The 12469-nt window shown below is 38.3% G+C and carries 10 protein-coding genes; 7 read left to right on the forward strand and 3 right to left on the reverse strand.

Annotation, left to right across the window (positions count from 1 at the left end):
- The first annotated feature begins 185 nt into the window (after window positions 1–185).
- The 6 genes from ACE1OF_RS07310 (at window position 186) to ACE1OF_RS07335 (ending at window position 6519) form a co-directional block, all read left to right on the forward strand.
- Complete coding sequence (locus tag ACE1OF_RS07310) at window positions 186–1091, forward strand: SMP-30/gluconolactonase/LRE family protein (protein WP_448893616.1); 906 nt, start codon at window positions 186–188, stop codon at window positions 1089–1091.
- A gap of 234 nt (window positions 1092–1325) precedes the next feature.
- Window positions 1326–2987, forward strand: coding sequence for a ribulokinase (locus tag ACE1OF_RS07315; protein WP_448893617.1), 1662 nt, complete (start codon window positions 1326–1328; stop codon window positions 2985–2987).
- Window positions 2987–3679 carry an L-ribulose-5-phosphate 4-epimerase gene (locus ACE1OF_RS07320; RefSeq protein ID WP_448893618.1) on the forward strand — a complete coding sequence of 231 codons (693 nt, stop codon included), beginning with the start codon at window positions 2987–2989 and terminating at the stop codon, window positions 3677–3679. The genes ACE1OF_RS07315 and ACE1OF_RS07320 overlap by 1 nt, the downstream gene beginning before the upstream one ends.
- A gap of 69 nt (window positions 3680–3748) precedes the next feature.
- Window positions 3749–5251: an L-arabinose isomerase gene (gene araA, locus ACE1OF_RS07325; protein WP_448893619.1), complete on the forward strand. Its 1503-nt coding sequence runs from the start codon at window positions 3749–3751 to the stop codon at window positions 5249–5251.
- 138 nt (window positions 5252–5389) lie between these two features.
- A complete protein-coding gene (locus ACE1OF_RS07330; RefSeq protein WP_448893621.1) occupies window positions 5390–5995 on the forward strand; it encodes a beta-phosphoglucomutase family hydrolase in 606 nt (201 codons plus the stop codon).
- Window positions 5996–6300: 305 nt separating this feature from the next.
- Window positions 6301–6519: an aldo/keto reductase gene (locus tag ACE1OF_RS07335; RefSeq protein ID WP_448893622.1), complete on the forward strand. Its 219-nt coding sequence runs from the start codon at window positions 6301–6303 to the stop codon at window positions 6517–6519.
- 90 nt (window positions 6520–6609) lie between these two features.
- On the opposite strand, the gene pgi is transcribed toward ACE1OF_RS07335, so the two are convergent.
- The 3 genes from pgi to tal form a co-directional block, all read right to left on the reverse strand.
- Window positions 6610–8250 carry a glucose-6-phosphate isomerase gene (gene pgi / locus ACE1OF_RS07340; protein WP_448893623.1) on the reverse strand — a complete coding sequence of 547 codons (1641 nt, stop codon included), beginning with the start codon at window positions 8248–8250 and terminating at the stop codon, window positions 6610–6612.
- A gap of 15 nt (window positions 8251–8265) precedes the next feature.
- Complete coding sequence (gene tkt, locus ACE1OF_RS07345) at window positions 8266–10278, reverse strand: transketolase (protein ID WP_448893624.1); 2013 nt, start codon at window positions 10276–10278, stop codon at window positions 8266–8268.
- Between the two features lie 164 nt (window positions 10279–10442).
- On the reverse strand, window positions 10443–11381 hold the full coding sequence (tal, locus tag ACE1OF_RS07350; protein ID WP_448893625.1) for a transaldolase: 939 nt from the start codon (window positions 11379–11381) through the stop codon (window positions 10443–10445).
- 227 nt (window positions 11382–11608) lie between these two features.
- Between tal and ACE1OF_RS07355 the strand changes: the two genes are divergently transcribed.
- Window positions 11609–12328, forward strand: coding sequence for a FadR/GntR family transcriptional regulator (locus ACE1OF_RS07355; RefSeq protein ID WP_448893627.1), 720 nt, complete (start codon window positions 11609–11611; stop codon window positions 12326–12328).
- Window positions 12329–12469: the final 141 nt, after the last annotated feature.

The following is a 12469-nucleotide window of genomic DNA, read 5'->3' on the forward strand; positions in this document are numbered from 1 at the left end:
CCGATAATAATAAGATCTCGATATTTTTTGTGAACTTAGTTTTTACCATAATTTATTAATAAATGCTTTATGATATATATTTTGAGATGATTAAAGGCTTAGTCTATCAGAAGTACTAATTATTTTGAAATGAGTGGATTATTGCATAATGCTGAACAACCACAATATATAAGGGTAGCAATCTAGTGAAAAATAGAATTGTTGGAGATTTAATAACTACTTTGAACGTCAGTAATCAACTAGGTGAAGGTGTACAATGGAATGATAAAAGCCAAACTATATGGTGGACAGATATAGAAAGTAACCTTATCTATTGTTATTCAGTAGTTTCAAATAAATTTGTTGAATTTCATATGCCTGATCGTGTCGGATGTTTTAGCTTCACCGATAATGATGAGCAATTAATCGTTGGTTTTGCAAAGGGAATTGCTCTATTTAATATTAAAAATGGACAGTTAGATTGGCTTGCTAAGCCTGAGGATAATATCAAAGGAAACCGATTTAATGATGGGCGAACTGATCGTCAAGGACGTTTTTGGTCGGGCACTATGGTTGAATATCAAGTTGATACTCATCAGCAGGCAAATTTATATTTCATTAATGATAAGCAGGAATGTCAAAAAGTATTCGAGCAAATTCAAATTTCTAATAGTTTGTGTTGGAGTCCTGATAGCTTAACTATGTATCACGCTGATTCTCCTTCGAGAGAAATATATCAATATAGCTTTGACCCTATATCTGCAAGGGTAAGTAACAAAAAGTTATTTGCTACTAGCGAAAAAGGAAGTTTTCCTGATGGCTCATGTGTTGATAGCCAAGGCTATCTATGGAATGCGCAATGGGGAGGAGGGCGAGTTGTTCGTTATCACCCCAACGGTGAAATAAACTTAGTGCTACACCTACCTATTTCTCAACCTACCTGCGTCACCATAGGTGGCTCAGCGCTAGACTGGCTTATTATAACTAGTGCAAAGCAAGATCTGGATCCAGAACAATTGAAGAAAGAGCCATTGGCAGGAAGCTTATTTATTTATCAGTTATATGGGGTTAAGGGACTACCTGAGTCCCGCTATTCCTCTATAGTCCTATGATTTTTCAAAACAAAAACAACTAACCATTGTTGAGTCTTTTATATATTAAAAAACAATTAGTTAATCAAAGTTTCTGCTAAATAATTAATTTTCAGTAAAAAAACATCGAATATATTTTCTATTCATACTACAATATGACTATTGTATGGTCTTATTGTAGTATTAATTAATACTATTTAGATGCGAAGTCTATTAAATAACGCCATTAGTATTACTGTTTCAAAAGGTATTTAAATGGTTTCTTATGTATTAGGTCTTGATTATGGTTCTGACTCTGTTCGCGCGTTGTTAGTTGATGGTAATACCGGTGCTGAGGTCGCAACGAGTGTTGCTTATTATCCACGTTGGCAACAAAGCTTGTTTTGTGAGCCAAGTAAGGATCAATTCAGACAACATCCGCTTGACTATATTGAGAGTTTAGAAAAAGTTATTACTGATTTGTGGGCAAAAGCACCTACAAATGCTGCTAATAACGTTAAAGGTATTAGTTTTGATACCACAGGGTCAACACCAGTTGCTGTTGATGAAAATGGTACCGCCTTAGCGTTAAAAAAAGAGTTTGCTAATAACCCTAATGCGATGTTTGTGTTATGGAAAGATCATAGCGCGATTAAAGAAGCAAGCGAAATTACTGATGCCGCAAATAACGCGAGTGAAAACTACCTGAAATATGAAGGGGGCATTTATTCGTCAGAATGGTTTTGGGCAAAAGTATTATTTGTTTTACGTCAAGATGAAGCCGTAAATAAGGCCGCATATAGCTGGGTTGAACATTGTGATTGGATGTCAGCTTTATTAACGGGAACCACTCATCCAGAAGATTTTCGAGCAAGTCGTTGTGCTGCTGGCCATAAAGTGATGTGGCATGAAAGCTGGGGTGGCTATCCGCCAAACGATTTCTTTGTTGGTATTGACCCACTATTAGATGGTTTACGTGATCGCTTACCAGCTGATACATTCACGGCTGATCAAGTATGTGGTCAATTAACAAGGGAGTGGGCAGATAAATTAGGCTTACCTGTTGGTATTACCGTTTCGTTTAGTGCCTTTGATTGCCATGCGGGTGCTGTTGCTGCCAATGTACAACCAGGTGTATTAACTAAAGTTATGGGCACCTCAACCTGTGATATCACGGTTGCTGACTATGATGATATTGGTGATAAATGCATTAAAGGCATTTGTGGTCAAGTTGATGGTTCAGTATTGCCCAATTTTATTGGTTTAGAGGCAGGACAGTCTGCTTTTGGTGATTTATATGCTTGGTTTAAAAACCTGATTAACTGGCCATTAAATCAAATTGATACTAGTGGCATTCTTGACGAAGCAACTAAAGCCAAATTAGTAAAAGAAATTGAAAGTAAAACGTTAATTGAACTAGGCGCACAAGCATCGCTGTTACCGATTGGCGCTGCGGGTATTACTGCACTTGATTGGGTAAATGGCAGAAGAACGCCAGATGCTGATCAATCTGTTGCCATGGCTATTACTGGTCTAAAAATGGGCAGCCAAGCGCCGCAAGTATTTCGCGGTTTAGTCGAAGCTACAGCTTTTGGCGCACGTGCGATTATTGAACGTTTTAAAGAGGAAGGCGTAACCATCAACCATGTGGTTACTATTGGCGGCATTTCGAAAAAGTCTGACTTTATTATGCAAACCTGTGCTGATGTTTGGAATTGTTCAATTGACGTATTAGAAAGTGAACAAAGCTGTGCCTTAGGTGCGGCAATTTATGCCGCGACAGCTTCAGGTTTATATCCAAGCGTCAGTGAAGCGCAAAAAGTAATGATTTCGCCAGTGGCTAAATCATATCAACCAAATAAAGCTGATGCCGCACAATATGATGTGCTGTATCAACAATATAAATCACTCGGTCAATTTGTTGATGGTGGTAAATAATGAGTTATTTAGAATTAAAACGCGAAGTTTATGAAGCGAATATGGAGCTAGAGAAAAGAAATCTAGTGACTTATACCTTTGGTAATGTATCACAAATTGATCGCCGAAAAGGTGTTATTGCTATTAAGCCAAGTGGCGTTCCTTACGAAGATTTAACTGTTGATGATATTGTGATTGTTGATTTACAAAACAAGATTGTTGAAGGCAACTTAAACCCATCTTCAGATACCAAAACACATACTTATTTGTATCGTGAATGGGCTGATATTGGTGGGGTTACCCATACGCATTCTACGTATGCGACGGCATGGGCACAGGCACAAATTGCTATTCCGTGTTTAGGTACCACCCAAGCTGATTACGTTTATGGTGAAATTCCTTGTGCACAAGTCATGAGCGATGAGCGTATTGCTGGTGATTATGAAGATGAAACCGGCGCGCAAATCGTTGACTGTTTTGGTAATCGTTTACCTAGTGAGTCACCCATGGTGATTGTGGCAGGTCATGCTCCTTTTACTTGGGGTAAAGACGCAGCCAAATCGGTTTATCACGCAGTTTTATTAGAAGAAATAGCTAAAATGGCTTATTTAACTAAAACATTAGCTCCAAGTATTTCGAGCTTGAAACAAGGTTTAGTCGATAAGCATTATCTACGAAAACACGGTAAAGATGCGTATTACGGTCAAAAATAGCTTGTCTTGATCTGGGTTTAGTTTAAACGTTCGAGAAGAAGCAAAATCTTATTATTAGTGAGAAAAGTTATGAAAGCATTTGGTAAAAAACAAGTTTGGTTTATCACAGGATCACAAGACTTATATGGTCCAAGAGTACTTGAAGAAGTAGCCAATAACAGTCAAAAAATGGTTGAAGGTTTTAATGGTTCTGCTGATATTTCAATGGATGTGGTTTACAAGCCAACCGTGAAATCACCAAAAGAAATACACGCAATTTGTCAAGCGGCTAACAGCGATGAAAACTGTGTTGGTGTGATCTTATGGATGCACACATTCTCTCCTGCAAAAATGTGGATCGCAGGCTTAAATGAGTTACGTAAGCCATTTATGCACCTTCACACGCAATTTAATGCTGAATTGCCGTGGGCCGACATTAACATGAACTACATGAACACCCATCAAAGTGCGCATGGCGATCGTGAATTTGGTTACATTGGTACGCGTATGCGTAAAGAACGTAAAGTGGTTGTGGGTCATTGGCAAACAGCTGATGTGCAAAATCAAATTGATGATTGGTGTCGTGCTGCTGCTGGCTGGAACGAAAGCCAAAACCTTAAAGTTGCACGCTTTGGCGATAACATGCGTCAAGTTGCGGTAACTGAAGGTGATAAAGTTGCGGCGCAAATTCAATTTGGTTATGAAGTTCATGCTTACGGTTTAGGTGAATTATCGGAAGTAGTTAATGCGATTACTGACGAACAAGTTACAGCGCAAATTGAACTGTATAAAGCAGACTATGTTATTGCAGAAGATATGCTTAACGATACACATAAGTTAACCATGTTACAAAACGAAGCACGTCTTGAACTTGGTATGGAAAAATTCTTAGTTGATGGCGGTTTTGGCGCATTTACTAACTGTTTTGAAAATTTAGCCGGTTTAACAGGTTTGCCAGGTTTAGCGACACAACGTTTAATGGCTAAAGGTTATGGCTATGGTGGTGAAGGTGACTGGAAAACTGCGGCTATGGTTCGCATTATGAAAGTAATGGCGACAGGTCGTGAAGGTGGTACTTCGTTTATGGAAGATTACACTTATAACTTTGGTACTACCGACCAAGCTTTAGGTGCGCACATGTTAGAAGTGTGTCCTTCAATTGCCGCTGAAAAACCAGTATTAGACGTACATTTACATACTATTGGTATGCGTTGTGACGTTGCTCGTTTATTATTTACCGGTAAAGCAGGTCCTGCAATTAACGTATCACCCATTGATATGGGTAACCGTTTTCGTATTATCGTTAACGAAGTTGACGCGGTAACACCTCCAGCAGATACACCTAACTTACCTGTAGCTTCGGCATTATGGGAACCACGTCCTAGCTTATCTGTTGCTGCTGGTGCATGGATTTTAGCAGGTGGTGCTCATCATACAGCTTACAGCCAAGCAGTAACAACTGACAACATTGCCGATTATGCAGAAATGGCTGGTGTTGAGTTAACCGTAATTGATGAAGACACACGTATTCGTCAGTTTAAAAATGAATTGCGCCAAAACGCAGCGTATTATTCATTAAACCAAGGTTTATAAACTGTTTGTAATACATAATAGTGTAATGTGAGACTTAAATGCCGCTTAATGCGGCATTTTTTTTACTAAATTTGATATCATTGGGTATTTGTTTTATTTATTCCTCAGTTTATGGGGAGCAGTTACTTTGAGGTTTATATGTACGAAGAATTTGACGCTATTATTTTTGACATGGATGGCACATTGATTGATAGCGGGCAGTTACACCAAAATGCTTGGACATTAACCTTAAAAAAATATGGTATTCCAATTGAACCGGCATTAATGCGTTCTCTCGCCGGTGTACCAACCATTGAAACATTAGCGATATTAATTAAACGTTTTTCGGTAACAACCAATGTGTCATTAACAACCATGAACGACTATAAAGAAAGTGTCGTGTTAGATACTTTTCATCATTATGTTAAACCAACTAAACTTGCTGAATTTGCGTTAGCGAATAAAGGAAAACGTCCAATGGCGATTGGTACAGGCGCTTATACGCAAGAGGCAAAAAGTATATTAAACCTTTGTGGAGTTATTGATTTACTTGACCATGTCGTTGGCGCTGATCAAGTTGAAAACCCAAAACCAGCCCCTGATACCTTTTTACGTTGTGCTGAATTGATGGGGGTTGCCCCTGAAAAATGTATTGTTTTTGAAGATGCTGAAGCGGGCATACAAGCGGCTAAAGATGCGGGTATGTTTGTTGTTGATGTATTGAAAGAATTACATATTGAAAATGATTACTTTTTACCTGATTGATGCCTTGTTGAACTTGCATATGGCATAGTTTGGGTAAGCGGAGATTTAATATGAGCTTAATCTGTAAGAGAATATAATGAAAAACTAATTTTAGGTAAAACAGACTTTTCAGTATCTGAAATTGGCTTAGGTTGCTGGCAGTTAGGGAATGATTTTGGTCTGATGGAAGATGCCCAAGCACAGCAAATTTAACGACTGCTAGCGAGCAGGGTATTAACTCATTCGATACTGTTGATGTTTATGGCGTTGCTATTAGCGAGCAATGTATTGGCGATTGGCTACCAAGCCAAGCAACAAAACCTATTGTGATTAGTAAAGTTGAGCGTGATGGTGCACTATTGTCTTTACGCTGGTTACTTGATCAACCGGCGGTAAGTATCATTATTTCTGATGCGAATAACGCAGAACAAGTGTTTAATAATGCGCAAGTAAGTAACTTATCGCCCTTGTCGGCTGAGTTACATCAGTCATTAAAAGACTTTTATCAAAATAAAGTAAAACAGCATATTTGTGATGGCATTTAATCAAACTAAGACAGTCTTTTTAATAAAAGGCTGTCTTAGTTCTAGTTTTTAGCAATTGGTTTTTTAACTACTACTACTGACTCTTTTTAGTTAAGCTTGGTTAAGGTAAAACTTCATTAATGAGGCGGTAGAGCTGTCGTGTGCGCTGTCTACCTTCCCTTCGTTTAACTCGGCATGAATTTTATTTGCTAACCCTTTACCTAACTCTACGCCCCATTGATCAAATGAACATATTTGTAAAATAATCCCTTGTACAAATATTTTGTGCTCATAGAGCGCTATTAAACTACCAATAGTTTTTGGTGATATTTGTTTCATCAAAATGGTATTAGTAGGACGATTACCTTTGTGCACTTTGTGAGGAGCCACATTGTCAATATATTCTTGAGTTCTCCCTTTAGCTTTTAAATCAGCACGTACTTGTGTTTCGTTAACACCATTCATTAACGCCTGAGTTTGAGCAAAAAAGTTAGACATTAAGGTATCATGATGGCCTTTTACTGGAGTTACACTCGCCACTGAACCAATAAAATCAGCGGGTACAATATTATTACTTTGGTGTAAATATTGATAAAAAGCATGTTGACCATTAATACCAATCTCCCCCCAAATAGAAGGCACAGTAGGGTAATCAATTTCTTCACCATCCCAGCTGACCGATTTACCATTACTTTCCATCTCTGCTTGTTGTAAATAGGCCGACAACATGTGCAAGGGTTGATCATAAGGTAAAATGGCTTGTGATTGAGCACCTAAAAAGGTGCAATTCCAAACACTGAGTAAAGCTAAAATTACAGGGGCGTTTTCAGCAAGGGGAGCAGTTAAAAAGTGGTTATCTATTTCATGAGCGCCTTCAAGTAATTCAATAAAACACTCAAAGCCTAAATCAATAGCAATAGGTAAACCAATGGCAGACCATAACGAGAAGCGACCGCCAACCCAATCCCACATATCGAAAATGTTTTCTTCTTTTATACCAAATTCAATCGCATTCTTTTTGTTAGCAGACACAGCGATAAAGTGCTTGGCAATGGCTTTTTCATCAAATGAGGCTGAAACAAGCCATTTCATGGCGGTGCCTGCATTGGTCATTGTTTCCGCCGTGGTAAATGTTTTGCTGGAAACAATAAAAAGCACATTTTCAGGTGATAATGGTCTGAGTACATCAGCTATTTGTGTGCCATCTACATTAGAAACATAATGCACCCTTACGCTATTGTCGCTATATTGTTTAAGGGCTTCGGTGACCATTTGAGGGCCAAGATTAGAGCCGCCAACACCAATATTTACCACATCGGTTATGCGTTTTCCGGAATACCCTAACCATTTGCCTTGGCGAACTTTATCACTAAACACCTTCATTTGATTTAATGCTTGTTGAATATCTTCGTTGATATTTTTTCCTTCAACGAAAATAGGTTTTTGCGCTCTATTTCTCAATGCAGTATGTAAAACGGCACGATCTTCAGTTTTATTGATACGTTCACCGTTAAACATTTTTTCACGCCAAGTTTCAACGTTACAATCTTTGGCTAAAGCAACTAAATTCTGCATAGTGTCTTGGGTAATTAAATTTTTTGAATAATCTAATAAAAACGGATTTAGCTGAATTGAAAACTTACTAAAACGATTTTTATCTTCACAAAACATATCACTCATGTGATGAGACTTAATATTGTTAGCATGTTGAACTAATGTTTGCCAACTGGGTAAAGACGTTCTTGATTGCATTATTTTTTCCTTGTTTTAGGCGTTTTTTTGCAAAAGCTTATTTGCTGTTTTAATAACATTTTCGACGGTAAAGCCAAAATGTTGCAATAAAATGCCCCCAGGAGCTGACTCACCAAAAGTAGACATGCCAATGATTGCACCAGAGCGCCCAACATACTTATGCCAGTAATCTACATGGGCGGTTTCAATGGCAAGTACTGATTTAACATCACTTGGAATAATACTTTCTTTATACTCATCTGACTGTAAGTCAAATAGCGAAGTACTTGGCATAGATACAACGCGTACTTTTGTACCTGTATCAATAAGTGCTCTAGCCGCATCAACTGCTAAACCAACTTCTGAGCCAGTGGCAATAAGAATAAGGTCTGGCGCGCCATCACAATCAATTAAGCTATAACCACCTTTCGCAATTTGGCTTACTTGTGCCTCAGTACGGGCTTGGTGAGCTAAGGTTTGACGACTAAAAATTAACGCACTTGGGCCGTCTTTTCTCATTACCGATGATTTCCAAGCCACTGCTGATTCAACCGCGTCACATGGGCGCCATGTCTGTAGGTTTGGCGTCATGCGTAAATTAGCAATTTGCTCAATTGGTTGATGGGTTGGACCGTCTTCTCCTTGTCCAATGGAGTCGTGTGTGTAAACAAAAATATTTTGAATACCCATTAAAGCAGACATACGCACTGCGTTTCGGGCATATTCCATAAACATTAAAAAGGTAGCACCGTAATTGATAAAGCCACCATGTAATGAAATACCATTCATGATGCCACTCATACCAAATTCACGAACACCGTAGAATAAATAATTCCCCGCAGCGTCATCAGCAGAAATACTTTTAGAGCCAGACCATAACGTTAAGTTAGAGCCAGCTAAATCAGCCGAACCACCTAATAACTCAGGTAATATTGTGCCAAAAGCTTCAATAGTATTTTGTGAGGCTTTACGACTAGCAATGTTTTGCTCGTTTTTCTGACAAGATAAGATGAAATCGTCCGCTTTCGCTTCAAATGAATCAGGTAACTCATTGTTGACCACGCGTCGAGTATATTCTTGTGCAAGCTCAGGGTAAGCTACAGCATAACCGTCAAACAAAGCTTGCCATTGGCTTTGTGCTGTTACGCCTGAAACTGTTGCGTCCCAACCTTTATATACATCTGCAGGGATTTCAAAAGGTGCATGTGGCCAGTTTAAAAATTTACGTGCTGCGGTAATTTCGTCTTGTCCTAATGGGGAACCATGACAGTCATGCGAGCCTGATTTATTAGGTGAGCCAAAACCAATAACGGTTTTACAACAAATCATGGTTGGTTTATCGGTTACTGCTTTTGCTTGTTCAATTGCGTTAGTAATGGCAATAGGGTCGTGACCATCAACATTAGCAATAACATGCCAACCGTAAGCTTCAAAACGAGCTGGGGTGTTATCAGTAAACCAGCCTTCAACATGACCATCAATTGAAATACCGTTGTCATCCCAAAAAGCAATTAGTTTGCCTAAACCTAAGGTACCAGCGAGTGAACAAGCTTCGTGAGAAATTCCTTCCATTAAACAACCGTCACCTAAAAAGCAATAAGTGAAATGGTCAACAATATCAAAGTTTTCACGGTTAAAATGCGCAGCTAAGGCTTTTTCACCAATGGCCATACCTACCGCATTTGAAATACCTGCGCCTAATGGTCCTGTTGTGGTTTCTACGCCAGGCGTGTAGTTATATTCAGGGTGACCGGGGGTTTTTGAATGCAATTGGCGAAACTGTTTTAATTCGCTAATAGGTAAATCGTAACCGGTTAAGTGCAGCAGCGAATATATTAACATAGAACCGTGACCGTTACTTAATACAAACCGGTCGCGGTTAGACCACTTAGGGTCTGTAGGGTTATGCTTTAAAAAACTGTTCCATAATACCTCGGCAATATCAGCCATACCCATAGGGGCACCCGGGTGACCAGAGTTAGCCTGTTGTACAGCGTCCATACTTAACGCGCGAATGGCATTTGCCAAATTTTGTCTAGGAGAAGTCATTTTTTTCCTTACTCAAAGTAAATATATTCGTCCGCGATGATATAATCATCTTACTCGCGATAACCGTGTGGGTTAACGTCAGCGTTATTAACCAAAGTAGGACGCATTCAGATAATATAAATGCCGCATGACAGTGATGCGGCACAGTAAAATTCAATGTAATCTTATTTAATTAACGAGCGAACTAAGTCTTCTAAAATACGCTGATCTTTAGCGAAGTTACGAATACCTTCAGATAATTTTTCAGTTGCCATGGCGTTTTCATTTAACTGCCAGCTGAATGTTTGTAAATCAAGCGGAGCTTGTTTCGCTGGCGGAGTGGTTGATGGTTTATCAGCCGACAGCTTACGTGACAACTCACCTGTCGTTGCTTGTAATTCATTTAATAATACCGGAGAAATGGTTAATAAATCGCATCCGGCTAGTTCCGTTATTTCAGTAGTGTTTCTAAAGCTTGCTCCCATTACCACAGTTTTGTAACCATTTTGTTTGTAGTAATCATAAATCGCGGTAACTGATTGTACGCCGGGATCTTCACTGCCTTGAAAGTCGCGGCCTTCTGCTTTTTTATACCAATCTAAAATGCGACCAACAAACGGTGAAATTAACGTGATATTCGCTTCAGCACACGCAATTGCTTGGGTTAAGCTAAATAATAACGTTAGATTACAGGCAATGCCCTCTTTTTCTAGTTGCTCAGCCGCTTTAATACCTTGCCATGTAGAGGCCAATTTAATCAATACGCGCGATTTGTCGATACCAGCATTTTGATAAAGGCTGATCAGTTTGCGACCTTTAGCAATACTTCCCTCAGTATCAAATGACAAACGAGCATCGACTTCACTTGAAATACGACCAGGCACATGCTTTAAAATTTCACAACCAAAGTTAACAATCAGTTGGTCACAAATATTGTCTATATCATTGCCTGATTTTGCTATTGCATCTTCAATTAACGATTGGTACTGCGGTAATTTTGCTGCTTGTAATATTAACGACGGGTTAGTGGTGGCGTCGGTTGGTTTTAATAATTTTATTGAATCTACATCGCCGCTATCTGCTACGACCACGGTGATATTTTTAAGTTGTTCGAGTAAGTTCATATTAAAGCCTTAATTGTTTAAATTATATTTGTAGTATGATAGCATTAATATATGTCGTAATTAAAGCTTTCGATGATCTTTTTAAAATTTACTTTTCATGAGATTCATACTTTTTATTATTATTCAAAACTATAAGTAGCTAGCGTTAGTGTTATTGTAGTACCATTGTCGCTAAGTTTTTACTGTCATATAGATGGATTTAATTTTAGATAAATTAAGAGGGTTCAATGGTTAAAACAAAAACAAATCGCCCTGTGAGTATTCACAAATGGGTTGCTAGTGAATTAGGCTCTCGTATAGTAGGTGGAACTTACCAACCAGGTGATTATATTCCTAATGAAACAAATTTAGGTGAAGAGTTGGGCGTTTCTCGTACAGCCTTAAGAGAAGCTTTTAAAACATTAACTGCAAAGGGGTTGATTGAATCTCGACCAAAACTTGGTACTCGCATCAAGGAACAAAAACATTGGAATATGTTTGACTCAGATGTTCTTGAATGGTTTTTTACTACCGAACCTAGCGTTTCATTTTATTCATCATTATTTCAAGTTAGATGCATTTTTGAACCTGCGGCAGTGAAGTTAGCAGCTGAAAGTCGTACTGATGAACAAATTAACGATATAGCAAAAGCCTATGAAAAAATGGAGCAAGCTAAAATTGGCACTGATGAAGTATTTTCAAGCGATCTTGAGTTTCATATGGCTTTATTAGATGCAACAAATAATGACTTTATCATTTCGTTAGGCAAAACCATTCAATCAGCATTAGCCGGAATTTTTCGTTTAAGTAGCTCTACAGAAAGAGAATATGTTGATGCTTTACCTGCCCACAAAGCAATATATAAAGCAATTGAAAGTCGTAATGCTATTGAAGCGGAACAAAAGATGCTTGATTTACTACTGGAATCTGAAAAGTCAGTGAAAGCAATACTGAAAAAACAAAAATAAGCTAAAAATATTCGAATCTTTATTACTAAAACCAGTGTATTACACTGGTTTTTTGTTTTTAAAATAAGATAACTAGTCAATATTTTTGAACTATACTTTACCAATTAAAATCTTTCGTGTTATTGTAGTATTATTGTTTTG

Source organism: Colwellia sp. E150_009 (assembly GCF_053543955.1).

Excerpts from the sequence above, each read along its gene's own strand:
- ACE1OF_RS07315 (WP_448893617.1), top strand. The coding sequence starts at position 1,326 with ATGGTTTCTTATGTATTAGGTCTTGATTATGGTTCTGACTCTGTTCGC.
- ACE1OF_RS07320 (WP_448893618.1), top strand. The coding sequence starts at position 2,987 with ATGAGTTATTTAGAATTAAAACGCGAAGTTTATGAAGCGAATATGGAG.
- araA (WP_448893619.1), top strand. The coding sequence starts at position 3,749 with ATGAAAGCATTTGGTAAAAAACAAGTTTGGTTTATCACAGGATCACAA.
- ACE1OF_RS07330 (WP_448893621.1), top strand. The coding sequence starts at position 5,390 with ATGTACGAAGAATTTGACGCTATTATTTTTGACATGGATGGCACATTG.
- pgi (WP_448893623.1), bottom strand. The coding sequence starts at position 8,250 with ATGCAATCAAGAACGTCTTTACCCAGTTGGCAAACATTAGTTCAACAT.
- tkt (WP_448893624.1), bottom strand. The coding sequence starts at position 10,278 with ATGACTTCTCCTAGACAAAATTTGGCAAATGCCATTCGCGCGTTAAGT.
- tal (WP_448893625.1), bottom strand. The coding sequence starts at position 11,381 with ATGAACTTACTCGAACAACTTAAAAATATCACCGTGGTCGTAGCAGAT.
- ACE1OF_RS07355 (WP_448893627.1), top strand. The coding sequence starts at position 11,609 with ATGGTTAAAACAAAAACAAATCGCCCTGTGAGTATTCACAAATGGGTT.